Annotated in this window: 17 protein-coding genes; 11 read left to right on the top strand and 6 right to left on the bottom strand. The window is 61.9% G+C overall.

Annotation, left to right across the window (positions count from 1 at the left end; all coding sequences use genetic code 11):
* The first annotated feature begins 43 nt into the window (after positions 1–43).
* The 3 genes from AC0IXA_RS02140 to AC0IXA_RS02130 all read left to right on the top strand — a co-directional run bounded on the left by AC0IXA_RS02140 (position 44) and on the right by AC0IXA_RS02130 (position 7,009).
* Positions 44–3,121, top strand: a complete 3,078-nt coding sequence (locus AC0IXA_RS02140) for an autotransporter domain-containing protein (protein WP_341637415.1) — start codon at positions 44–46, stop codon at positions 3,119–3,121.
* A 58-nt stretch (positions 3,122–3,179) separates the two neighbouring features.
* Positions 3,180–4,865: a polyurethane esterase gene (locus AC0IXA_RS02135; RefSeq protein WP_341637416.1), complete on the top strand. Its 1,686-nt coding sequence runs from the start codon at positions 3,180–3,182 to the stop codon at positions 4,863–4,865.
* 290 nt (positions 4,866–5,155) lie between these two features.
* Positions 5,156–7,009, top strand: a complete 1,854-nt coding sequence (locus AC0IXA_RS02130) for a polyurethane esterase (RefSeq protein WP_471811628.1) — start codon at positions 5,156–5,158, stop codon at positions 7,007–7,009.
* A gap of 207 nt (positions 7,010–7,216) precedes the next feature.
* Here AC0IXA_RS02130 and AC0IXA_RS02125 read toward each other — a convergent pair whose 3' ends face one another.
* On the bottom strand, positions 7,217–7,441 hold the full coding sequence (locus tag AC0IXA_RS02125; protein ID WP_016774830.1) for a YgdI/YgdR family lipoprotein: 225 nt from the start codon (positions 7,439–7,441) through the stop codon (positions 7,217–7,219).
* Positions 7,442–7,636: 195 nt separating this feature from the next.
* Here AC0IXA_RS02125 and AC0IXA_RS02120 point away from each other — a divergent pair, with 195 nt between their 5' ends.
* The 4 genes from AC0IXA_RS02120 to AC0IXA_RS02105 all read left to right on the top strand — a co-directional run bounded on the left by AC0IXA_RS02120 (position 7,637) and on the right by AC0IXA_RS02105 (position 14,140).
* Positions 7,637–9,289, top strand: a complete 1,653-nt coding sequence (locus AC0IXA_RS02120) for a VRR-NUC domain-containing protein (RefSeq protein ID WP_341637417.1) — start codon at positions 7,637–7,639, stop codon at positions 9,287–9,289.
* Complete coding sequence (locus AC0IXA_RS02115; RefSeq protein ID WP_471811445.1) at positions 9,286–11,616, top strand: ATP-dependent DNA helicase; 2,331 nt, start codon at positions 9,286–9,288, stop codon at positions 11,614–11,616. The genes AC0IXA_RS02120 and AC0IXA_RS02115 overlap by 4 nt, the downstream gene beginning before the upstream one ends.
* Positions 11,609–13,528 carry a hybrid sensor histidine kinase/response regulator gene (locus tag AC0IXA_RS02110; RefSeq protein WP_471811443.1) on the top strand — a complete coding sequence of 640 codons (1,920 nt, stop codon included), beginning with the start codon at positions 11,609–11,611 and terminating at the stop codon, positions 13,526–13,528. Before AC0IXA_RS02115 ends, AC0IXA_RS02110 begins: the two co-directional genes overlap by 8 nt.
* Positions 13,529–13,606: 78 nt before the next feature.
* Positions 13,607–14,140 (top strand): hypothetical protein, encoded by a 534-nt coding sequence (locus AC0IXA_RS02105; protein WP_016774826.1) that lies wholly within the window; start codon positions 13,607–13,609, stop codon positions 14,138–14,140.
* Positions 14,141–14,389: 249 nt separating this feature from the next.
* Here AC0IXA_RS02105 and AC0IXA_RS02100 read toward each other — a convergent pair whose 3' ends face one another.
* The 5 genes from AC0IXA_RS02100 to AC0IXA_RS02080 all read right to left on the bottom strand — a co-directional run bounded on the left by AC0IXA_RS02100 (position 14,390) and on the right by AC0IXA_RS02080 (position 19,194).
* Positions 14,390–14,683: a hypothetical protein gene (locus AC0IXA_RS02100; protein ID WP_471811441.1), complete on the bottom strand. Its 294-nt coding sequence runs from the start codon at positions 14,681–14,683 to the stop codon at positions 14,390–14,392.
* Positions 14,684–14,867: 184 nt separating this feature from the next.
* A complete protein-coding gene (locus tag AC0IXA_RS02095) occupies positions 14,868–16,211 on the bottom strand; it encodes a cation:proton antiporter (RefSeq protein WP_341637421.1) in 1,344 nt (447 codons plus the stop codon).
* A 42-nt stretch (positions 16,212–16,253) separates the two neighbouring features.
* Entirely contained in the window at positions 16,254–16,865 is a 612-nt protein-coding gene (locus tag AC0IXA_RS02090) for a Yip1 family protein (RefSeq protein ID WP_341637422.1), read from the bottom strand.
* Positions 16,866–16,952: 87 nt separating this feature from the next.
* Positions 16,953–17,810 carry a glucose 1-dehydrogenase gene (locus AC0IXA_RS02085; RefSeq protein WP_016774822.1) on the bottom strand — a complete coding sequence of 286 codons (858 nt, stop codon included), beginning with the start codon at positions 17,808–17,810 and terminating at the stop codon, positions 16,953–16,955.
* Positions 17,811–18,039: 229 nt separating this feature from the next.
* Positions 18,040–19,194 carry a MalY/PatB family protein gene (locus AC0IXA_RS02080; RefSeq protein WP_341637423.1) on the bottom strand — a complete coding sequence of 385 codons (1,155 nt, stop codon included), beginning with the start codon at positions 19,192–19,194 and terminating at the stop codon, positions 18,040–18,042.
* Positions 19,195–19,511: 317 nt separating this feature from the next.
* Here AC0IXA_RS02080 and fdnG point away from each other — a divergent pair, with 317 nt between their 5' ends.
* Genes fdnG through fdhE form a run of 4 tightly spaced genes read left to right on the top strand, consistent with a single transcriptional unit; the run spans position 19,512 to position 25,105 of the window.
* Positions 19,512–22,577, top strand: coding sequence for a formate dehydrogenase-N subunit alpha (fdnG, locus tag AC0IXA_RS02075; protein ID WP_162999797.1), 3,066 nt, complete (start codon positions 19,512–19,514; stop codon positions 22,575–22,577).
* Entirely contained in the window at positions 22,578–23,513 is a 936-nt protein-coding gene (gene fdxH, locus AC0IXA_RS02070; protein WP_160769317.1) for a formate dehydrogenase subunit beta, read from the top strand.
* Entirely contained in the window at positions 23,510–24,175 is a 666-nt protein-coding gene (locus AC0IXA_RS02065) for a formate dehydrogenase subunit gamma (RefSeq protein WP_122706304.1), read from the top strand. Before fdxH ends, AC0IXA_RS02065 begins: the two co-directional genes overlap by 4 nt.
* 3 nt (positions 24,176–24,178) lie before the next feature.
* Positions 24,179–25,105 (top strand): formate dehydrogenase accessory protein FdhE, encoded by a 927-nt coding sequence (gene fdhE / locus AC0IXA_RS02060; protein ID WP_471811437.1) that lies wholly within the window; start codon positions 24,179–24,181, stop codon positions 25,103–25,105.
* Positions 25,106–25,196: the final 91 nt, after the last annotated feature.

Genomic DNA, 25,196 nt, shown 5'->3' with positions numbered 1-25,196 from the left:
GAAACAACCGGATTTTTCGCAACATCACTAAGGAAGGTCGTGGATGGATAACAACAATACCCCCGCGCAATCGGGTGGCCGCTTTGCCCTGAAAACCCTGACAGTCGCCATGCTCTGTGCCAGTGCGATGGCGCAGGCAGCGCCTTACGTGGAAAACGGCCGCAACGGCGATCCGTCGAGCTGGCGCAGCAATGAATTCAAAGCCGACTGGGGCCTGGGCGCGATCGGCGCGGATTACGCCTACGCCGCCGGCTACACCGGCAAAGGCGTGAAACTGGGCATCTTCGATCAGCCGGTCTACGCCGCGCATCCGGAGTTCTCTGGCAGTAACAAAGTCGTCACCCTGGTCACCAGCGGTATCCGCGAATACACCGACCCGTATATTCCGGTGAAAGCCGGCGACGCGTTCCGCTATGACGGTTCGCCCTCGGTCGGCTCCGATGGCAAGCTCGGCGCCCATGGCACCCACGTCGGCGGTATCGCGGCGGGCAGTCGCGACGGCGGGGTGATGCACGGCGTCGCTTTCGGGGCGCAGATCATCAGCGCCGACAACGGCGACCCGGGGCCTGAAGACGGCATCGTGCGTGGCAACGACGGCGCGGTGTACAAGGCCGGCTGGGATGCGCTGATCGCCAGCGGGGCGCGGATCATCAACAACAGCTGGGGCATCGGCATCACCGACCGCTTCGACCTCGGCGGACGCGATCCGGCGTATCCGCACTTCACCGTCAACGACGCGCAGTTGCAGTTCAACGAAATCCGCACGCTGCTCGGCACCAAACCCGGCGGCGCCTACGACGGCGCGATTGCCGCCGCACGCAGCGGCATCGTCACTATTTTTGCCGCCGGCAACGACTACAACCTGAACAACCCGGATGCCATTGCCGGCCTCGGCTACTTCGTTCCGGACATCGCGCCGAACTGGATCACCGTCGCCGCATTGCAGCAGAACCCGGACACCGCCAGCGCCAATCCGTACGTGATCAGCACGTTCTCCTCGCGCTGCGGCTACACCGCCAGTTACTGCGTGTCGGCGCCAGGCACCAAGATCTACAGCTCGATCATCGAAGGCACCAACGCCGACAACTTGACCACCGGCTACAAGAATTACAACGGCACCTCGATGGCCGCGCCACATGTGGCCGGTTCCATCGCGGTGTTGATGGAGCGCTTCCCGTATATGTCCGGCGATCAGGTCGCCAGCGTGTTGCGCACCACCGCCACCGACCTCGGCGCACCGGGCATCGACGCCTTGTACGGCTGGGGCATGATCAACCTGCGCAAGGCCATCGATGGCCCGGCGATGTTCGTCACCGAGCAGGACATTCCCGAGGAATTCCGCGTGCAGGGCGCTTACGGCTCCGGCCAGTTCGTGGCTGACTTGCCGGGCATCGGCGCGATCATCGATCAGGGCAAACCGACCGAGCGGGTGTGCAGCGACATCACGTGCGGCCTCGACACCTGGCGCAACGACATCGGCGGCCACGGCGGTCTGACCAAGCAAGGCATCGGCACTTTGGTGCTGACCGGCAACAACACTTACAGCGGCCCGACCCTGGTCAATCAGGGCCGTCTGGCCATCAACGGTTCGCTGCAATCGGCGGTCACCGTCAACAACGGCGGCATCCTCGGCGGCAATGGCCGCATCGGCGCGCTGGCGGTGAACAGCGGCGGCACCGTGGCGCCGGGCAATTCCATCGGCACCCTGAATGTGGCAGGTGACGTGACTTTCGCGCCGGGTTCGACCTACGCCGTAGAGCTGTCGCCAACCAGCAGCGATCAGATCGTCGCAGGTGGCAAAGCCGTCATCGACGGCGCCACGGTGAGCCTGTCGCTGGAAAACAGCCCGACCCTGCTCAGCACCGGCGAAGTGCAAAGCCTGCTCGGCACTCGCTACAACATTCTGCAAGCGGCGGGCGGCATTGAAGGGCGCTTCGGGCAGGTCTTGCCGAATTACGCCTTCCTTGGCGGCACTCTGGATTATTCGGCGGACGGCATTCAACTGGCGGTCGGGCGCAATGAGGCATCGTTCGCCAGCGTCGGTCTGACGCCGAACCAGCGCGCCGTCGGTGCGGCTGCTGAACGTCTGGGCGCGGGCAATGCGCTGTTCGAAACCCTGTTGCTGTCGCCCAACGCGGCGTCGGCGCAGCAGGCCTTTCAACAGTTGTCCGGCGAGATTCACCCGGCCATCGGCACGTTGCTGATCAACGACAGCCGTTACCTTCGCGAAGCCGTCGGCGAACGCCTGCGTGAGCGTGATCTGTTCAATGCCGATGCGCCGACTGACGATCGCAGCAACGTCTGGGTCAAGGTTCTCGGCTCGTGGGGCGAGAGTGATGGCGGGCACGACAATGCCGATTCCAACAGCTCCATCGGCGGGCTGCTGGCTGGCGTCGACGGTCTGATTGCTGAAGATACCCGTCTCGGTTTCGTCACCGGTTACAGCGACAGCTCGTTGAGCATGGGCAGCGGCACGCATTCGTCGGCCTCGGTCGACAGCTACCACTTGGGTGCGTATCTGGGCCATGAAATCGACGCGTTGCGCCTGACGGTCGGCGGCGCCTACAGCTGGCATCGCATCGATGTGAAGCGTGATCTGCAGTTCGGCGACGTCAGCGGCAAACAGAAAACCAAGCGTGATGCGACCACCGCGCAACTGTTCACCGAGGCCGCATATGATCTGGGCCTGCAACCGATGAACCTGGAGCCGTTCGCCAATCTGTCCTACGTGCACCTCAACACCGACAGCTTCACCGAGAAAGGTGACGCGGCCGCGCTCAAGGGTGGTGAAGACAACCGCGACGTGGTGCTGTCGACCCTCGGCGTGCGCGCCAAGCGCAGTTTTGCCGTGTCGGACAAGCATCAGCTGGAACTGGGCGCCAGCCTCGGCTGGCAGCACAACCTGAGCAGCGTCGATGCCGACAGCCATCTGGCCTTCGCCAACGGCAACAGCGCGTTCACCGTGCAGAGCGTGTCGATGGATCGTGACGCTGCCGTGGTCGGCGTGCGCGCCGGGCTGGCGCTCAATCGCGACGTGCGGGTCAACCTCGACTACAACGGCCTGATCGGCTCGAACGAGAAAGATCACGGCGTCGGTCTGACCCTCGACTGGCAGTTCTGAGGCGTAACCGGCAGCGCTTCGCGGGCTGCCGGTTTTTCAAGGAAAAGGAGCGCTGCACATGGGATTGTTCGATTACAAAAATGCCGACGGCAAGGGGCTTTACAGTGATGCCATCGCACTGACGCTCTATGCCTACACGCCCACCGGCAAACCATTGCCGGCCACCGCGTGGGCACCGGTCACGGCGACGGCGCTGGGCTATCAGGGCAAGGTCGGCGCGCAAGGCACGTTCTTCGGTGAACAGGACGGCTTCACCAGCGCCGAGGCCGAAGTGCTCGGCAAGTACGACGCTGCGGGCCAACTGATCGGCCTCGGCATTGCCTTTCGCGGCACCGGTGGGCTGGGTTACAGCGACACTTTCGGCGATCTGAAAAACAATCTGCTGGCAGCGGTCGGGCCGTCGGATTACGCCAGCAACTACGCGAAAAACGCCTTCGACAATCTGCTCAAGGCCGTCGCCGCTTTCGCGATCGCCAACGGTATTGCCGCCAAGGATGTGTTGATCAGCGGCCATAGCCTCGGCGGGCTTGGGGTTAATAGTGTTGCTGAATTGAGCGCGGACAACTGGGGAGGCTTTTACAAGGATGCCAATTACATCGCCTTCGCCTCGCCGACCCAGAGTTCCGGCAGCCAGGTGCTCAATATCGGTTTCGAAAACGATCCGGTGTTCCGTGTGCTAGATGGCACCACGTTCAGCACGGCGTCGATGGGCAAGCACGACAAGCCCCACGAATCGACCACCGACAACCTCGTCAACTTCACCGATAACTACGCCTCCACGGCGCAAAACCTGGTGCCGTTCAGCATCGCCAATCCGCTGAACTGGTCGGCGCACAGTTCACTGGGCTACGCCGATGGCTTGAATCGGGTGATCGATTCGGCGTTCTACAACCTGACCGAGCGCGACTCGACGATCATCATCGCCAATCTCGACGAGGCATCGCGGAGCAAGACCTGGGTCGAGGACCTGGGCCGCAGCGGCGAGCCGCACAACGGCAGCACCTTCATCATCGGCACGCAGAGCAGCGACTGGCTCAAGGGCGGCGCGGGTAACGACTTTATTGAAGGACTGGACGGCGATGATCGTTTCCGCGATGACGGCGGTTACAACGTCATTTTTGGCGGCCAGGGCCATAACACCTTCGAACTGCAAAAGCCGCTGCAGAACTTCAGCTTCGCCAACGACGGCGACGGCACGCTGTACGTGCGCGACGCCTACGGCGGCGTCAGCCTGACCCGCGACATCGGCGCGCTGGTCAGTAAAGAGGCCGGTTCGTGGTGGGGCAGCAAGGAGATCACTTGGGGTGTCACCGCCAAGGGTTTGAGCAATGGCAGCGAACTGACCCAGTACAACCATTCGCTCAGCGGTGATGGTTATGGCAATGCCTTGCATGCCACGGCCGATGGCGACTGGCTGTTCGGCCTTGGTGGCGATGATCAACTGATCAGCGACAAGTCGCAGGTGACTTTCGTGGGTGGCGCCGGCAACGACGTGATGACGGCGGTGGGTGGCCACAACACCTTCCTGTTCAGCGGCGCGTTCGGTTTCGATGCGATCAATGGTTATCAGGGCAGCGACAAACTGCTGTTCATGGGCGTCGAGGGCGCAGGGCAGGGTTATGACTACAAGCAGCATGCCGCGCAGTCTGGTTCCGACACCGTGCTGAAGATTGGCGATTTTGCCGTGACGCTGATTGGCGTCGGCGTGGCTAACCTGACGGACTCGAGTTTCGTCTTCGCCTGATTCCGAAGTTGCAGGAGATCTCATTGTGGGAGCAAGCCTGCTCGCGAATGCGCTGGTTCAGGCGATTGTGATGTTGAATGTGCTGCCGCCTTCGCGAGCAGGCTCGCTCCCACAGGTACGGCGTACACATGATCGTTCCCACGCGCCGCAAAGGAATGCAGCCGGGGACGAAGATCGCAGCCTCCGGCAGTTCCTGCAGAGGCTGTGCACGATGTAATGAATGCTCCGGAGCCCCGCGCTCTGGCTGTGAGCTATCTCTGACAATTCCAACAACAAGAGAGGCAATGGCAATGGGTGTATACGACTACAAAAACTTCGGCACAGCCGATTCCGCGGCGCTGTTCAGCGATGCCATGGCGATCACGCTGTATTCCTATCACAACCTCGATAACGGCTTCGCCGCGGGCTACCAGCACAACGGCTTCGGCCTCGGCCTGCCGGCGACGCTGGTCACGGCGTTGATCGGCGGCACCGATTCGCAAGGGGTGATCCCCGGTATCCCGTGGAATCCCGATTCGGAAAAACTCGCCCTCGAGGCCGTGCAAAAGGCCGGCTGGACGCCGATCAGCGCGGCGCAATTGGGCTACGACGGCAAGACCGATGCACGCGGGACGTTCTTCGGCGAGAAGGCCGGCTACACCAGCGCGCAAGTGGAAATCCTCGGCAAGTACGACGCTCAGGGTCACCTCACCGAACTGGGGATCGCCTTTCGCGGCACCAGCGGCCCGCGCGAAATCCTCATTGGCGATTCAATTGGCGACGTGATCAACGATCTGCTCGCCGCGTTCGGCCCGGCCGATTACGCAAAAAACTACGTCGGCGAAGCCTTCGGCAATCTGCTCAACGATGTCGTCGCATTCGCCCGGGCCAACGGCCTCAGCGGCAAGGACGTGCTGGTCAGCGGTCATAGCCTGGGCGGCCTGGCGGTGAACAGCATGGCTGACTTGAGCGCTGGCAAGTGGGGCGGTTTCTTTGCCGACTCCAACTACATCGCCTACGCCTCGCCGACGCAAAGCAGCGGCGACAAGGTGCTGAATATCGGCTACGAAAACGACCCGGTGTTTCGCGCCCTCGACGGCTCGACTTTCAGCAGCGCTTCAGTGGGCGTGCACGACGCGCCGCATGCCTCGACCACCGATAACATCGTCAGCTTCAACGATCACTACGCCTCGAACGCCTGGAACGTGCTGCCGTATTCGATCCTGAATATCCCGACGTGGATTTCGCACCTGCCCACTGGCTACGGCGACGGCATGACCCGCGTGCTCGAATCGAAGTTCTACGACCTGACCAGCCGCGACTCGACAATCATCGTCGCCAACCTGTCCGACCCGGCGCGGGCCAGCACGTGGGTGCAGGACCTCAACCGCAACGCCGAAACCCACAAGGGCAGCACCTTCATCATCGGCAGTGACGGCAACGACCTGATCCAGGGCGGCAGCGGCAATGACTATCTGGAAGGCCGCGCCGGCAATGACAGCTTCCGCGACGGCGGCGGCTACAACATCATTCTGGGCGGGCAGGGCAGCAACACCCTCGACTTGCAGCAGACGGTGAAGAACTTCGATTTCGCCAACGACGGCGCTGGCCACCTGTACATCCGCGATGCCAACGGCGGGATCAGCATCACCCGTGACATTGGCAGCATCGTCAGCAAAGAGCCGGGGTTTCTCTGGGGCGTGTTCAAGGATGACGTGCTACATGGCGTCACGGCCACGGGGTTGAAAGTCGGCAGTAACCTCACCGCTTATGAATCGAGCGTTAGAGGAACGGCCGGCGCTGACACAATGAAGGCGCATGCCGGCGGTGACTGGCTGTTCGGGCTGGAGGGCAATGATCATTTGCTCGGCGGCGCGGGCAATGACGTATTTGTCGGTGGTGCGGGCAATGACCTGATGGAATCGGGCGGTGGGGCGGATACGTTTCTGTTCAACGGCGTGTTTGGCCAGGATCGGGTCGTTGGCTATACGGCCGATGACAAACTGGTGTTTCTTGGCGTGCAGGGCGTGTTGCCGGGGGATGATTTGCGAGCCCATGCATCGGCGGTCGGGCAGGATACTGTGCTGACGTTTGGTGCGGATTCGGTGACGCTGGTGGGGGTGGCGCTGGGGAGCTTGAGCGCCGACGGGGTGGTTATCGCCTGAGGTTGAAGCAGGGCCTGTGCCGGCCCCTTCGCGAGCAGGCTCGCTCCCACAGGGGATTTGTGGACGACGCAGATCCAGTGTGTGATCGTTCCCACGCGCAGCAAAGGAATGCAGCCCGGGACGCTCTGCGTCCCCCTCGAGAGCCGAACGCGGAGCGTCCGTGGAGGCATTCCTTTGCTGCGCATGGGAACGATCATTCAGGCCAAGTCAGTCTTCCTTGCGCACGGTTGCTACTTCATCGGCGCGAACCTTGACCTTGGCGCCGGAAATGTCCTCGAACTCATAGAAACCGTCCTCGGTCTCGGTCTTCGGCATGTCCTCGGTCAGGTACTGGGTGCCGTTCTGCAACGTCACCACGGTCTGGGTCGAACAGCCGCCCAGCGCCAATAGGGCGGCGACCGCTACAGGAATGCCCAGCATCTTGATTTTCATACCCACCTCTGACTCCTTGCTTGAATGTGATTGCGGGCATTGTCGGCCCTGTAACGCGGTTGGTGCCAGCAGCGGCGGAAAAGTTCGATGGCGGCGCGAAAAAATGCCATTGATCTTTTTCCGTTTGCGCCGGGCGGGGCTGAGCTGTTATCTGTACGCATAACCAGTGTTCGCTTGCCGTGGCTTTGAATTCCCGTGACCTCCAACCCTCTCGACGATCCGTTCTATTACCTCAAAAACTTCCGGCAAGTGCTTGATTGGCTTGGGCTTCGCTATGCCGATGTGATGAGCACAAGCGAGCACGGCTTCATTCGCGACTTCAACACGCTGCCGCAAGCCTCGCAGGGATTGTTGGTACGCATGGTCATGCGCAAGGGCATTCACTTTCGCGCGAGCAAACTCAACTATCTGGAAATCGGCGACATTGCCGAGGCGGCGCGGCCGTTGCTCGATCACGGCTGGCTCGACGAACACGCTGCGCTGACCTTGGCAGAGTTGTTCGATGTCTTGCTCAAGGCCGAGCTCCTGCAAGCGTTCGGCACCTTTATAGAACAGCCGAAAGGGCGCAAGGACGAGTGGCTGCCGGTGCTGGCCGAACAGTTCAGCGAGGCGCAGCCCCTGCGTGTCTGGGCGCCGCAACTGGCTGATCGGCTGTTCAGCCTGACCCTGATGGACCTGTGCGATCGCCTGCGGTTGATGTTCTTCGGCAATCTGTATCAGGACTGGTCGGAGTTCGTCCTGGCCGACTTGGGCATCTTCACTTATGAAAAAGTCGAGTTCTGTGCCGATTCCCGAGGTCTGCGCAGTCGCGAAGACGTCGACGCCTGCCTGTTCCTGCATCAGTGCCAACTGCGTTTCGAGGCCGGCGAACCGCTGGACGAGATCGTCGAGCAGATCAACGCCGTGCAATTCGACAACCCGTGGCTGCGCCGCCGGCAAGCCAAGGCGTTGTTCCAGATCGGCCAGTACGCCGAGCGCATCGGCGACTTTGCCCTGGCCCTGACTGTTTACCGCGACTGCGCTTATCCGGGCGCACGGCTGCGCATGATCCGTGTGCTCGAACGCTGCGGCGAATACGCGCTGGCGCTGGAGCTCGGCACGCTGGCTGAACAGGCACCGCAAAGCGCGGCCGAGCAACAAGGTTTGCAACGCATCGTCCCGCGTCTGCGGCGTAAACTCGGTGGCCCGCCGCTCAAGCGCGCCAAGGCCAGAGAGGTCGAGCGCCTCGACTTGCACCTGCCGCGCACCGATCCGGCGCGGTCGGTGGAATTTCACGTACAAGCGCACTTGCACGCCGATGACGGCCCGGTGCATTACGTCGAGAACAGCCTGATCAACTCGCTGTTCGGCCTGTTGTGCTGGCCGGCGATCTTCGCGCCGTTGCCGGGTGCGTTCTTTCACCCGTTCCAGCGCGGCCCGGTGGATCTGCTCAGCGAAGACTTCCTCGAGCGCCGCGCCGAACTGTTTCAGGCCTGCCTGGGCGAACTCGATGACGGCCGCTACGCCGAGACCATCCGCCAGCGCTTCGTCGACAAGTGGGGCATCCAGTCGCCATTCGTGTTCTGGGGCGCGCTCAACGAAGACTTGCTGGAACAGGCGCTGGCCTGTCTGCCCGCCGAACACCTGAAACACTGGTTCAATCGCCTGCTGCTCGACATCAAGGCCAACCGCGCCGGCATGCCGGACCTGATCCAGTTCTGGCCGCAGCACAAGACCTACCGGATGATCGAAGTCAAAGGCCCCGGCGACCGCTTGCAAGACAATCAACTGCGCTGGCTGGAGTTCTGCCACGAGCACCAGATGCCGGTGGCCGTGTGTTACGTGCAATGGGCGGAGCAGAGCGCTTGAGTTACAGCGTTGCCGTGCGTGCGCTGGGCGAGTTCACCGCCAAGACCGGCGACCTCGACCTGCGCTTCACCCCGTCACCGACCGCGCTGGAAGGCATCGTCGGCCATCGCACCGTGGCCTCGCGGCGCAGCGAGCAGTACCAGAGCGAAGTGGCGCTGCAAGGCGAATTCGGCGCACTGAAGGTCAAGGGCAGGGCGGATGGTTACGACCCGGCGCAAAACTGCCTGGAAGAAGTCAAAACCTATCGCGGCGACCTGAGCAAGCAACCGGCCAATCACCGCCAGTTGCACTGGGCGCAGGCGAAGATCTACGGCTGGTTGATGTGCCAGAAACTGCAATTGCAGCAGATCAATCTGGCGCTGGTGTATTTCGACGTCGTCAGCGAAAAGGAAACCTGCCTGGTTGAATCCCACAGCGCCGAGTCGCTTCAGGGGTTTTTCGCGCAGCAGTGCGCTTTGTTCCTGCAATGGGCCGAGCAGGAAATGGCCCACCGCGAAGCGCGCAATCTGGCCGCGCAGCAACTGGCGTTCCCGCACACGGATTTTCGTCCCGGCCAACGGCATCTGGCCGAATCAGTGTTCAAAGCCGTCAGCACCGGTCGCTGCCTGATGGCCCAGGCGCCGACCGGCATCGGCAAAACCCTTGGCACGCTGTTTCCGATGCTCAAGGCCCTGGCGCCGCAGCAACTGGACAAGGTGTTCTTTCTCACCGCCAAGACGCCGGGGCGCAAACTGGCGCTGGATGCCAGTCAGGTGTTGTTCAAGCAAGCGCCGGATCTGCCGTTGCGGGTGATGGAAATGGTCGCCCGCGACAAGGCCTGCGAACATCCGGACAAAGCCTGTCATGGCGAATCCTGCCCGCTGGCCCAGGGTTTTTATGATCGCTTGCCTGCCGCCCGCGAAGCTGCCAGCCGCATCAACCTGCTCGATCAGGCAGCGATGCGTGAAGTCGCCGCGCAGCACAGCGTGTGCCCGTATTACCTGAGTCAGGAAATGGCCCGCTGGGCGGACGTGGTGGTTGCCGACTACAACTATTACTTCGACTTCAGCGCGCTGCTGTTCGGTCTGGCCCAGCTCAATCAGTGGAAAGTCGCGGTGCTCGCCGACGAGGCGCACAACCTGGTCGAGCGCGGCCGGCAGATGTACAGCGCCAGTCTCGACCAGTTCACCCTCGCCAGCGTGCGCAAAACCGCCCCCGCCGCGTTGAAGAATGCCCTGCAACGGGTCAACCGCGAATGGAACGCGCTGCATGCGCCGCAACTGGCGGCCTACCAGGCCTACGACAAGGCGCCGGACAAGCTCCTGCACGCCATTTCGCTGTGTTGCGCGGCCATTGGCGATTACCTCAACGAACATCCGCAAGGCCTCGACAGCGGTCTGCAGAACTTCTATTTCGACTTGCTGCAATTCGCCCGGGTCGCCGAGCTGTACGACGAGCATTACCTGTTCGATATCAGCAAACGCGACCTCGACCGCAAGCGTCCGTTGTCGCAACTGTGTCTGCGCAACGTGGTGCCGGCCGCGTTCATCGGCCCGCGCCTGAGCGCGGCGCGCAGCAGCGTGCTGTTCTCGGCCACGCTGAGCCCGCGCAACTACTATGCCGACCTGCTCGGCACGCCCGCCGATACGGTGTGCATCGATGTCGAATCGCCGTTCAGCGCCGAGCAGTTGCGGGTGCACATCGTCAGCCAGATCTCCACACGTTTTAACCATCGTCAAGCCTCGCTGGAGCCGATCGTCGAACTGATCGCCCGTCAGTTCAGCGAGCGCCCGGGCAATTATCTGGCGTTCTTCAGCAGTTTCGATTACCTGCAACAGGTCGCGACCTTATTGGCCGAGCGCCATCCGCACATCACTCAGTGGCTGCAATCGCGGGGCATGGCCGAGGGCGCGCGGCAGGCGTTTCTCGACCAGTTCAGCGCCGACAGCCAGGGTGTGGGGTTTGCGGTGTTGGGCGGCGCGTTTGGCGAGGGCATCGATTTGCCCGGCGCGCGGCTGATCGGTGCGTTCATCGCCACGCTGGGGCTGGCGCAGCTCAACCCGGTCAACGAGCAGATGAAGCGGCGCATGGCCGCCATTTTTGGCGCCGGATACGACTACACCTATCTGTACCCGGGTATGCAAAAAGTCGTACAAGCCGCCGGGCGGGTGATTCGCACCCGGGAGGATCGCGGCACCGTCATGCTCATTGATGACCGCTTTGCCGAAAGCCGCATCCAGCAACTGCTGCCACGCTGGTGGGCGATCAAAAGCGAGCCGGTACTTTCCAAATCAGCGGATTCACGCATACTTCAGCCCATGACAGTGGCTGGTGAGTGTGATGAGTGAAAACAACAGAACCGCAGCGATTGAAGACAGCCGTTTCCGGCTGCTGATCGACGCGGTTGTCGACTATGCGATCTACATGATCGACCCCGACGGTACCATCACCAGTTGGAACTCCGGCGCCAAACGTTTCAAAGGTTATGAAGAAGTCGAGATCATCGGCGAGCACTTCTCGCGCTTCTATACCCCGGAAGACTGCGCCAACGGCATGCCGCAACGGGCGCTGGACACGGCGATCCGTGAAGGTCGCTTCGAAGGCGAGGGCTGGCGCGTGCGCAAGGACGGCACGCACTTCTGGTCGCACGTGGTGATCGACCCGATCATCGACCCCAACGGCCAGTTGCTCGGTTTCGCCAAGATCACCCGTGACCTCACCGACCGCAAAATGGCCGAGGAAACCCTCAAGCAAAGCGAACAGCAGTTCCGCCTGCTGGTGCAGGGCGTCACCGACTACGCGATCTACATGCTCAGCCCCGAAGGTTGCGTCAGCAACTGGAACCAGGGCGCGCAGCGGATCAAGGGCTATTTGCCGGAAGAGATCATCGGCCAGCATTTTTCGATTTTCTACACCCCCGAAGACCGCGAACTCGGTGAGCCGCAGCGTTCGCTGGAGATTGCCACCCGCGAAGGCCGCTTCGAGAACCGCAGTTGGCGGATGCGCAAGGACGGCACGCGCTTTCTGGCCCACGTGGTGGTCGATGCGATTCGCGGCGACACCGGCACGCTGCTCGGCTTTGCCAAGATCACCCGCGATGTCACCGAGGCCCATGAGGCGCAGCAGGCACTGGAAAAGACCCGCGAAGCGTTGTTCCAGGCGCAAAAGATGCAGGCGATCGGCCAACTCAGCGGCGGCATCGCCCATGACTTCAACAACCTGCTGACGGTGATTCTCGGCAACCTCGAGATCGTGCAGAAACGCATCGGCGACGCGCCGAAAATCGCCCGTCTGCTGGAAAACGCCACCCAGGGCGCCTTGCGCGGTGTGTCGCTGACCCAGCGCATGCTGGCCTTTGCCCGCCGTCAGGAACTCAAGACCGAATCGGTGGATATTGCGCACTTGGTCCAGGGCATCACCGGGCTGCTGCGTAGTTCGCTGGGGCCGGGCATTCGCATCGAAACGCGCTTCCCCGACGATCTGCAGCCAGTTCTGGCCGACAGCAATCAGCTGGAACTGGCGATCCTCAATCTGGCGACCAATGCCCGCGATGCCATGTCCGAGGGCGGCACGGTGATTATTCAGGCGCAAGCCGAAGTGGTGCTGGAACAAAGCCATTCGACCCTGGCGGCGGGGCGTTACGTCTGCCTGAGCCTGATCGACACCGGTGAAGGCATGGACGAAGCCACGCTGGCCTGTGCTCGCGATCCGTTCTTCACCACCAAAGGGCTGGGTAAGGGCACCGGGCTGGGCTTGTCGATGGTGCATGGCTTCATCGAGCAGTTGGGCGGGCGCTTTATTCTGAAAAGCGAGAAGGGCCACGGCACGGCAGCCGAGCTGTGGATTCCGGTGGCGCTTGAGCGCGCGGTCAGTCGCCCGAGCTACAGCAACGCAGCGCCGATTGCAGTGCCAAGGCTCAGTGTGCTGGTGGTCGACGACGATTCGCTGGTGCTGACCAGCACCAGTCTGCTGCTCGAAGACCTCGGCCACCGGGTCATTGGCGCGACTTCCGGCGCCAAGGCGCTGGAATTGTTCGATCAGGGCGAGGTGATCGATCTGGTGATCACCGACATGGCCATGCCGCACATGAGTGGCGCGCAACTGGCCCAGGCCGTGCGCCTGCTCAAGCCGGATCTGCCGATCATTCTCGCCACTGGATATGCCGAACGCCTCGAGGGTTTTGCCGCTCAACTGCCGCGCCTGCCGAAACCGTTCACCCAAGCGAGTCTGGTGCAGATCATCGCCCAATCGATGAAGTAACTCGCTGGTCGATCCGGCTGAACTAGTGCTGACGCGTGCCTTTCCAAAGGTCTTGTTCACTTTTGGAGGGCACGTCTCTTGTCTCGCATATTGACCCAGCCAAGCGCTGTTGAAGAAGCCTTGGCCGAACACGACGCCAAGATGTTTGGCTCACCCAAGGAACGCCTGGATTTCTATCGCCGGGAAATTCAGTACGAAACCAGCATCCTCGCCAACCGCACCGACGCCTACCTGGCGGCGCAGTCGTTCCTGGTGATCGCTTTCGCCTCGTGCATGGCCAACCTCAATCCGGAGTGGGGCAAGATGTTCACCCTCGTCGTGCCGCCGTTTCTGGCGCTGCTCGGTGTGCTCAGTTCACTGAATGCCTGGCCGGGGATTCGTGCGGCATACGACATCATCGATCATTGGCACTTCAAGCAGAGCCAGTTGCTGCACAGCGAGCCGGTGATGGGCGCGGCTTACGATGAGTCGCCGCTGTTCAGTGAGATGGAATCGAGCCACAAGGGCTATCGCAAGTCGCTGCTGTTCTCGGTGCGCACGCCTTGGATTTTTGCCACGTTCTGGGTGATGTTGGGGGTTTATGCGGTGTTTATACAGGTGACCAATCCTTGAGGTGGATTGGTCGGGGGCAGGGAACAGGTGCTGGATTTTGTGGTGCCTGTGAGATCTTACCCCCTCACCCCAGCCCTCCCGAAACGTCGGACCGCCCCCAAGGGGGCGAGGGGGAAAGGGAGCAGGTCTTCATGCTTTTCAAAATCTACATTCGGCGCGGTATGCCAGGTCGGTGTAGCACATGAGAACACCTCGGTCAGTCCCCTCTCCCTCCGGGAGAGGGCTAGGGTGAGGGGCTTTTGACTTTTTTCATGCAGGTTCCAGCTCACGCCGCGGCGTAACAGCATTCTGCACCGCCGCCGGAATCGGCGGAAAATCCTCATTCAGCACACACAGATGATCGATCGCATCTTCAAATTTCGCATCGGCTTTCTTGCGCAGTGCCCGGTATTGCTCAAAGCGTTCGAAGTCGGTCGGCGTCTGTTCCAGCAGCGCGTTGGCCGCTCGGTTCAGTTCGTGGGCTTCTTCGAACAGTTGACGATTGCGTTCCAGAGCCAGTGCTCTGCAAGCCTTGATTTGCGCAGGAGTCGAGCATTCGTTCATGACCGTGACCTTGTTTGTGTCGGGGTTCCGTTTAATAGGCCGTTCACCGCAGGGGAACCGAACCTGCCGGGCCGCGCTGGATGATTGGCGCGGTTAAAGTTGTGACCGTTGGGTCGCGCCCGGCGATCCATTTTTTTGCAGAAAAATCTTCGATCATTTCCAGACAGGCGCAGCGGTCGACGAATCAACTTTTTCGTTGCTTCAGACGTTCATAGCGCGCCAGCATTGGTTGTGTGCTGATGCCATGCAGCAGAATGCTCAGGGCCACCACCGACAAAGTGATGTCGGTACAGACCTTGGCCACGTCGGAATCGAGGCCATGGTTCAGGGCGAAGAACAGATAGAACAGGCTGCCGATGCCGCGAATGCCAAACCAGCCGATCAACAACCGCTGCGGTCCGCTGAGCAGATTGCCCCATGGCATCAGCGCCACGCTCAGCGGGCGAATCAGGCAGAACAGCACCGCGCCGATCCACAACGCCCGCCATTCCCAGTGCGCTATCAGGACGACGCCGAGCAGGGTCACCAGAAATACTTCCATCGCCCGCTCGACCAGACTGCCGAACGCCAGCATGTCGCCCATCATGATCCCCGCTGCAACCTGGCTGTCTTCCAGCTTTTCTGTGTCGCCATGCACGGCGTTCTGCGGTTCGACGTTCTGATGACCGACCACCGGCTGCACCAGATGCTCGGCAGGTGCCTGGGTGATGCCCGTGGATTTGACTTCCTCCTGACGCAGGCCGAGGCCGGCAGCGAAGACCGCGAGAAAGCCGTAGCCGCCAATGGCGTCGGCGACCACGTAGGACAGCGCGATCAGCGCGAGGGTCAGGTAATCGTTGGGGCCGAGGGTGCTGTCCTCGTTGTGAATGCGCAGCAGCAGGGCGATTCGACCGATGCCACGGCCCATCCAGTAACCGGTGAGCAAACCGGCCGGCACCGCCCACAAGAGGCTGCGAACCACCCAGTGCTGCCATTCGCTGGCGCTACCGTCACCGTGCAGCAACAGCAAACCAAGAATCACGAAAGGGAAGGCCACGCCATCGTTGAGCCCGGCCTCTCCGGAGAGGCCAAAGCGCACGCGATCAACATCCTGCGCATCATTGACCTGCACCAGCGCGGCGAGCACCGGGTCGGTCGGCGCCAGAATCGCGCCGATCAGCAAGGAAGGCCCCCACGGCAATTGCAGGCCCCAGTGCAACAGCAGGCACACGCCGATAATCGTCAGAATCATCACCGGCCCGGCCAGACCAAAAGCGATGCGCCAGGACTTGTTGCGCAGTGGCAGACGCAATTTCAAACCGCAGACGAACAAGGAAAACAGCACCGCGACTTCCGTCAGGTGCTCCATCCACAACGACGACTCTTCCAGCGGCAATTGCAGCAGGTCGAGGCCACTGGGGCCGATGGCGATGCCCAGCAGCAGACATACCGCCGAGGTGGTGACCGGCATCCAGCGCAACCATGACGACGTCAGAGCCAGCGTCAGCAGCACGGCGCCGAGCACCGCGACCCATACGCCAAAACTCATGACCGCTCACTGCGGTGAATTTCCAAGGGCAGGCGCACCGGGTCAGCTCACGGTCGTGCGCAGGTACTCAGGGATGAGCACGTTGAACCACAGCAGAATCATCGACACCAGCATGGTCACCAGCACCAGCAGGCCAACGCCCCACACGCAGGCCGAATACATCAGGCCTTGCTCCTTGCGCTCATGCATGAAGGTCGGCAAGCCGACGAACAGCAGAAACGTCGAATAGATCGACGCCGCGCCGAGCACCAGAATCGCCAGCCAGCGGCTCGGGTACAGCCCGGCAATCCCGGCGAGGAAAAACGGCGTCACCGTGTAGGCGGCAAAACCGATGCATTGATTGAGCGTCGGCCGCGCATCGAACGATCGCGACATCCAGCGAATGAACCCGCCCATGACCGCGACACCGGCGACGATCGTCACGTACAGCAACACGCTCAGTTGCAAGGCGCTGGCCGTGCTCAATCGCACGTTTTCACCCACGGCGAGGCTCCAGCCGACCTGGGTGGTGCCGATGAACAGGCACACGGCCGGAATCAGCGCGAGCAGCAGCAGATGCGCGAGGTAGTGGCGGGGATGGGTTTCTTCTTCGCGGCGGATATCGGTCCAGGCGAAGTTGGGTTGGGTGAAGAGTCTGACGAGGGGGGCGGACATGACAACCTCCTGTTCCTGTTGGCCCGTAGGCGCTTACAGGTATGGAGAGATGCCATGCCGCTCGGGTTCAGTTTTTCTGCTGCACGGTTACAGCATCGGTTTGCCGCCGGTCACGCCGTAGCGCTGGCCGGTGATATAGCTGGCTTCGTCGGAGGCCAGCAGCACGTAAATCGGCGCGACTTCCACCGGTTGGCCGGGACGGCCGAGCGGGGTGCTGCCTCCGAAGTTCTGTACTTCTTCATCGGGCATGGTCGAGACGATCAGCGGCGTCCAGATCGGGCCAGGGGCGACGCTGTTGACGCGAATTTCCTTCGGCCCGAGCATCTGCGCCAGGCCACCGGTGAAGTTGGCGATTGCGCCTTTGGTGGTGGCGTAGGCCAGCAGGGTCGGCTTGGGCATATCCGAGTTGACCGAGCTGGTGTTGATGATCGACGAACCGGGGCGCATGTGTTTGATCGCCGCCTGGCAGATCCTGAACATGGCAGTGATATTCACGTCGAAGGTCATCACCCATTCGTCATCGGGGATTTCTTCAAAGTTTTCGTGGGTCATCTGGAACGCGGCGTTGTTGACCAGAATGTCGATGCGGCCAAAGCGCTCGACGGTCTTGTCGACCAGCGCTTGGCACTGCGCTTTCTCGGCGATATCGCCCGGCAGCAGGATGCACTGACGCCCGGCCTGCTCGACCCAGCGTGCGGTTTCCTTGGCGTCTTCGTGTTCATTCAGGTAAGCCACGGCGACGTCGGCACCTTCACGGGCGAAGGCAATCGCCACCGCGCGACCGATGCCGCTGTCAGCGCCGGTGATCAGGGCAATCTTGCCGGCCAGACGGCCGGAACCGACGTAACTTTGTTCGCCGCAGTCTGGATACGGTTCCATCTTGCGTTGCGAGCCGGGCACCGGTTGGGCTTGTTTCGGGAAGGGTGGTTTTGGATAGTCAGTCATCGCAGGGTCTCCTGATTTCAAGGCCAGTGTTCCGGGTTGACCCGGTGGCTTTGCCTTGAGTTCGATCGGATTTGCGCTGGATTTAGTTGGCTATGCAAAACCAATGTGGGAGCGAGCCTGCTCGCGAAAGCGGTCTGTCAGACGATAAATATGTCGACTGACACTGCGCTTTCGCGAGCAGGCTCGCTCCCACAGGGGATCACTTACACAGGGGAATCTCGGGGCAGGATCAGAGATTGCGGTTAGCCAAAGCCCGCTCCATCCGCGCAATCCCTTCTTCCAGCAACGCCCTCGGGCAACCGAAGTTCAACCGCACGAACTGCTGATGCTGGTCACCAAAATCCAGTCCGGCACTCAGCCCGACCTTGCCTTGTTCGAGGAAGAACTGCTGCGGATCCGGCAGATCGAGCGCGGTGCAATCGAGCCACGCCAGATAAGTGCCCTGCGGCACATTGATGGTCACGCCCGGCAGGCGCGTGCGCACCGCGTCTACCAGCCAGTCGCGGTTGGCCTGCAGGTAGGTTTTCAGTTCGGCGAGCCACGGTGCGGCTTCGCTGTAGGCGACGCGGGTGGCTTCCATGCCCAGCGGGTTGACGCTGTCGACCATGCCGCAGCGAGCGTGGTTGACGCGTTCGCGCAGAGCGGCGTCCTGAATGATCATGAACGAGGTCTTGAGGCCGGCGATGTTGTAGGCCTTGCTCGCCGACATCAGGGTGATCGTGCGTTTGGAAATCTCGGGGCTCAGTGATGCGGTGGGAATGTGCACGCGGCCGTCGAAGCACAGTTCGGCGTGAATTTCGTCGGAGATGATCCACGCGTCCTGCGCTGCGCAGATGTCCGCGACTGCCTGCAACTCTTCGCGATCGAAGACCTTGCCGATCGGGTTGTGCGGGTTGCTCAACAGCAGGGCGCCGCCGCCTTTCAGCGACTCGCGCAGTGCGTCCAGCGGCGTGGCGTAAGTGCCATCGGCCTGGGCATTGAAATCCAGCTCGACCTTGTTCAGGCCCCAATGCCCCGGCGCATGACGCAGCGGCGGGTAGTTCGGCACTTGCACGACGACATTCTGCTGCGCCTGGACCAACGCCTTGAGCGCCATGTTGAAGCCGGATTCCACGCCCGGCAGGAAGATCAGCTCCTGCGGTTTGACCTGCCATGAATACTTGTTCCACAGGTCGGCGACGATGGCTTCGCGAAGGTTGTCTTGCGCCACGCTGTAACCGAGCAGCGGGTGCAGCAGGCGCTGTTGCAAGGCTTCGACGATGACCGGCGGCGCGGCAAAATCCATGTCAGCGACCCACATCGGCAACACATCCGCCGGGTAGCGGCTCCACTTGGTGCTGCCAGTGTGGTGGCGGTCGAACAGCTGATCAAAATCGAAAGTCATGCGCGGTCTCGTCAAGGCGGAGTTGGTTCTGCCGGACATTCTATGCGCAACGCCATCTGTGTGGGAGCGAGCCTGCTCGCGAATACGTCGGGTCAGGCAGCATCGAGTTGAATGACCCACCGCTTTCGCGAGCAGGCTCGCTCCCACAGGGGTTGTGTGCTGGCTGGAAATCCGGGCCAGACACCCGACGGTCGGTTTTCACACAATCGGCAAGGTCTTTGTCTACAGTGAAAAAGTCGGCGCCAAGGCGTCGCAACCGTGATTGTCCAGATAAAGCCCGGCACAAGTACCGGGTTCCACCTGATCAGGAGTGCACGATGGATCTCAGCCGTCGTCAGTTCTTCAAGGTCGCCGGTATCGGCCTTGCAGGCTCAAGCCTGGGCGCGTTGGGCATGGCCCCGACGGCGGCCTTCGCCGAGCAGGTGCGTCACTTCAAGCTCGCCCACACCCGTGAAACCCGCAACACCTGCCCGTATTGCTCGGTCGGTTGCGGTTTGATCATGTACAGCCAGGGCGATGCCGGCAAGAACGTGGCGCAAAACATCATTCATATCGAAGGCGATTCCGACCACCCGGTCAATCGCGGCACGCTGTGCCCGAAAGGCGCGGGCCTGCTCGACTTCATTCACAGCCCCGGCCGCTTGCAGTACCCGCAAGTGCGCAAGCCCGGCAGCAATGAATGGACGCGCATCGGCTGGGACGAAGCCCTCGATCGCATCGCCGACCTGATGAAGGCCGACCGCGACGCCAACTTCATCGAGAAAAATGCCAACGGGCAAACGGTGAATCGCTGGCTGACCACCGGTTTCCTTGCGGCGTCGGCGGCATCCAACGAAGCCGGCTACATCACCCAGAAGGTGATTCGCAGCCTCGGTCTGCTGGGGTTCGATAACCAGGCGCGTGTCTGACACGGCCCGACGGTGGCAAGTCTTGCCCCGACGTACGGCCGTGGTGCCATGACCAACACCTGGACCGATATCGCCAACGCGAATCTGATCCTGGTAATGGGCGGCAACGCAGCAGAAGCGCATCCGTGCGGCTTCAAATGGGTGACCGAGGCCAAGGCGCATAACGCTGCGCGGCTGATCGTGGTCGATCCGCGTTTTACCCGGACCGCTTCGGTGGCCGACTATTACGCGCCGATCCGCACCGGCACCGACATCGCCTTCATGGGCGGGCTGATCAATTACCTGCTGACCGAGGACAAGATCCAGCACGAATACGTGCGCAATTACACCGACGTGTCGTTCATCGTCAAAGCCGGCTATGGCTTCGAAGACGGCCTGTTCAGCGGCTATGACGCGGAAAAACGCAGCTATACCGACAAGTCCGGCTGGGGCTACGAGTTCGCCGAGGACGGTTTCGTCCGCGTCGACCCGACCCTGCAAGACCCGCGCTGCGTTTATCAACTGATGAAGCAGCATTACAGCCGCTACAACATCGACCTGGCCAGCCAGATCTGCGGCATGCCGGTCGACGCGATGCAGAAAATCTGGGAAGAGATCGCCACCTGCTCGACACCGGGCAAGACCATGACGATTCTCTACGCCCTCGGCTGGACGCAGCACTCGATCGGCGCGCAGATCATCCGCAGCGCGGCGATGGTGCAACTGCTGTTGGGCAACGTTGGCATGCCCGGCGGTGGCGTCAATGCGCTGCGCGGACACTCGAACATCCAGGGCCTGACCGACCTCGGTCTGCTGTCCAACGCCTTGCCCGGCTACCTCACGCTGCCCAGCGACAGCGAGCAGGACTACGGTCAGTTCATCTTCAAACGCACACAGGTTCCGCTAAGACCGGGGCAGCTCTCGTATTGGCAGAACTACAGCAAATTCCACGTCAGCCTGATGAAATCCTGGTACGGCGCCAATGCCACCGCCGAGAACAACTGGCTGTTCGACCATTTGCCGAAGCTCGACATCCCCAACTACGACGTGCTGAAGATGTTCGACCTGATGAGCCAGGGCAAGGTCAACGGTTACTTCTGCCAAGGCTTCAATCCGATCGCTGCGTTGCCGGACAAGAACCGCGTGATGGGCGCATTGGCCAAGCTCAAGTGGCTGGTGGTGATGGACCCGCTTGCCACGGAAACCTCGGAGTTCTGGCAGAACGTCGGGCCGTACAACGACGTGAAAACCGCCGAAATACAGACCGAAGTCATTCGCCTGCCGACCACCTGTTTTGCCGAAGAGGACGGCTCGCTGGTCAACAGCAGCCGCTGGCTGCAATGGCACTGGAAAGGCGCCGATGGCCCCGGTGAAGCGCAGACCGACATTCGCATCATGAGCGAACTGTTCCTGCGCCTGCGCCAGCGTTATCAGAGCGAGGGCGGCAAGTTTCCTGATCCGCTGCTGAAACTGTCGTGGCCGTACAAGATCCCCGACGAGCCTTCGCCGGAAGAACTGGCGCGGGAAATCAACGGCAGCGCGGTCAGCGATTTCACCGATGCCAGCGGCGTTACGGTCAAGGCCGGTACACAACTGGCCGGCTTCGGTTTGCTCAAGGATGACGGCAGCACCGCGTCTGGCTGCTGGATTTTTGCCGGCAGCTGGACCGAAGCCGGCAATCAGATGGCGCGGCGCGACAACGCCGACCCATTTGGCATGCACCAGCATCAGGGCTGGGCGTGGGCCTGGCCGGCCAATCGGCGGATTCTCTACAACCGCGCTTCGGCGGACCCGGCGGGCAAACCGTGGGATCCGAAAAAGCGGCTGGTGTGGTGGAACGGCAAGGCCTGGACCGGCACCGACGTCCCTGACTACAAGGCCGACGTGCCGCCGGAAGCCGGGATGAATCCGTTCATCATGAACCCCGAAGGCGTCGCGCGGTTCTTCGCCGTCGACAAGATGAACGAAGGGCCATTCCCTGAGCACTACGAGCCGTTCGAAACGCCGATCGGCATCAATCCGCTGCACCCGCAGAACAAGAAGGCCACCAGCAACCCGGCGGCGCGGATCTTCGATTCGGTCTGGGAAACCCTCGGCGAAGCCAAGGACTTCCCCTACGCCGGCACTAGCTACCGGCTTACCGAGCATTTCCACTTCTGGAGCAAGCACTGCAAGCTGAACGCGATCGCTCAGCCCGAGCAATTCGTCGAAATCGGCGAGGTGCTGGCGAACGAGAAGGGCATCGCTGCCGGTGATCGCGTGCGGGTCAGCTGCAAGCGCGGCTTTATCGAGGCGGTGGCGGTGGTGACCAAACGGATCCGGCCGCTGCAGGTCAACGGCCAGGTCGTGCATCAGATCGGCATCCCGCTGCACTGGGGTTTCACCGGCCTGACGCGCCACGGTTACCTGACCAACACCCTGGTGCCGTTCCTCGGCGATGGCAACACTCAGACCCCGGAATCCAAGTCATTCCTGGTCAACGTGGAGAAACTGTAAATGGCCAGCCAAGACATCATTGCCCGCTCGGCCACCACTACCGTGCCGCCGTCGGTGAGGACCCAGCAGGGCGTTGCCAAGCTGATCGACACCACCAAATGCATCGGTTGCAAGGCCTGCCAGGTCGCCTGCTCGGAATGGAACGAGCTGCGCGACGAGGTCGGCCACAACCACGGCACCTACGACAATCCGCAGGACCTGACGGCGGATTCGTGGACGCTGATGCGCTTCACCGAGCACGAAACCGACGCCGGCAACCTTGAGTGGCTAATCCGCAAGGACGGCTGCATGCACTGCGCCGAACCCGGTTGTCTGGCCGCATGCCCGAGCCCTGGGGCGATCATTCAGCATGCCAACGGCATCGTCGATTTCGATCAGGACCACTGCATCGGTTGTGGCTATTGCATCACCGGTTGCCCGTTCAACATCCCGCGCATTTCGCAGAAGGATCACAAGGCCTACAAATGCACGCTGTGTTCCGATCGGGTCGCGGTGGGGCTGGAGCCGGCCTGCGTGAAAACCTGCCCGACCGGCGCCATCGTCTTCGGCACCAAGGAAGACATGCAAGAACACGCCGCCGAACGCATCGTCGACCTGAAAAGCCGTGGCTTTGAAAACGCTGGTTTGTACGACCCGGCAGGCGTTGGCGGCACCCACGTGATGTACGTGCTGCACCACGCCGACACGCCAAAAATCTACGCCGGTTTGCCGGACCATCCGGCGATCAGTCCGCTGGTGGGTTTGTGGAAAGGCATCAGCAAACCCCTCGGCCTGCTGGCGATGGGCGCGGCGGTGCTGGCCGGGTTCTTCCACTACGTGCGCATCGGCCCGAATCGCGTCGAGGAGGACGAGCATCCGACGCCACCCGACACCTCGGTGCACGTGGTCGACCCGGCGGTGCACACCTTCGATCCACGCGGGGAGGAGCGGCCATGAGCAACAAGACGATCCTGCGTTACAGCGCCAACCAGCGCACCAATCACTGGCTGGTGGCGATCCTGTTTTTCATGGCCGGGTTGTCCGGGCTGGCGTTGTTTCATCCGTCGCTGTTCTGGCTCAGTAATCTGTTCGGCGGCGGCACCTGGACGCGGATCCTGCACCCGTACATGGGCATCGCCATGTTCGTGCTGTTCCTCGGCCTGGTGTTCAGCTTCTGGCGCACCAACTTCTTCATCGCCAATGACCGCCAGTGGCTGCGGCGGATCAATCGGGTGATGGTCAACGACGAAGAAAGCGTACCGCCGGTGGGCAAATACAATGCCGGGCAAAAACTGCTGTTCTGGACTTTACTGCTGTGCATGCTCGCGTTGCTGTTCACCGGGCTGGTGATCTGGCGCGCGTGGTTCAGCGCGTACTTCGGCATCACCACCATCCGCTGGGCCATGCTGTTGCATGCGCTGGCCGGGTTCGTGCTGGTGCTGAGCATCATCGTGCACATCTACGCCGGTTTGTGGATCAAGGGTTCGGTCGACGCCATGTTGCATGGCTGGGTCAGCCGGCCGTGGGCGAAGAAACACCATGCACTGTGGTACCGCGAGGTGACCCGCGACGAACAGCCTCGGGACGTGCCCGAGCGACCGCTGACGAAAAAGGGCTGACTTTTGCCAAGCATTCTTGAACCTGGGGAGATCGAGGCGGCGGCCAGTTCGCCGCCGTTTCTGTATCTGCCGCCACGTAACCTGTTTGCCCTGCGCGCCGAGCGCCTTGAGCGTCTGGCCGAGGGCAATGGGTTGGCGGATTATCTGCGCCTGATGGCCGGGTTGTGCCGGGCGCAGCAGCAGGTCTTCGACGATCCGCCGCTGACCGCGCCATTCGATGCGCAGCGTTTCGAAGCCTGTCAGCAACACGGTCTGCCACCATTCGCGGCAGACACCTTGGTGCGCGAAGATGCCTGGCAGCCGTGGCTTGACGCCTTGCTGCAGCGCTATGCGCCAGCGGATCAACCTGCGGTGATCGACGCGCTGGACACGCTGCGCACCGCCAGTCCCGGCCAATTGCGCGCATGGGCGGTGGCGTTGGTCAGCGGTCAGTATTCGCTGGTACCGGCGGCGCTGGTGCCGTTTCTCGGCGCGGCGCTGCAAACCGCGTGGAGCCACTGGCTGCTCAGCGTGCCGAATCTGCAACTCAAACCCGGCGACAGCCTCAGCCAATGCCCGGCCTGTGGTTCACCGGCCATGGCCGGGGTGATTCGCCATCGCGGCAAGCACAACGGTTTGCGCTATCTGGTGTGTTCGCTGTGCGCCTGCGAATGGCATGTGGTGCGGGTCAAGTGCGTGTATTGCGAGCAGAGCAAAGGCCTCGAGTACCTGAGCCAGGAGGACGATCGGCACAGCGCCGAACAGGCCCCGCTGCGCGCCGAAGTCTGCCCAAGCTGCAACAGCTACCTGAAATTGCTCTACCTGGAGAACGACGCCGAAGCCGAGGCGTTGTCGGCAGATCTCGGCAGTTTGCTGCTGGACATGCGCCTGGCCCAGGACGGTTATCAGCGTCTGGCGCCCAATCTGCTGCTGGCGCCGGGAGACGACTGACCAGCGCAAACTTGTGGGAGAGGGGTGTGCTCCAACAGGTCTATGTGCCGAATCACAAAGCCGGGTCAGCCACGGATTTCCCTGTGGGAGC

This window comes from Pseudomonas sp. AC083 (assembly GCF_979253165.1).
The sequence above is the reverse complement of the archived record's forward strand: the minus strand, read 5'-3'. Positions and strand labels throughout refer to the sequence as shown.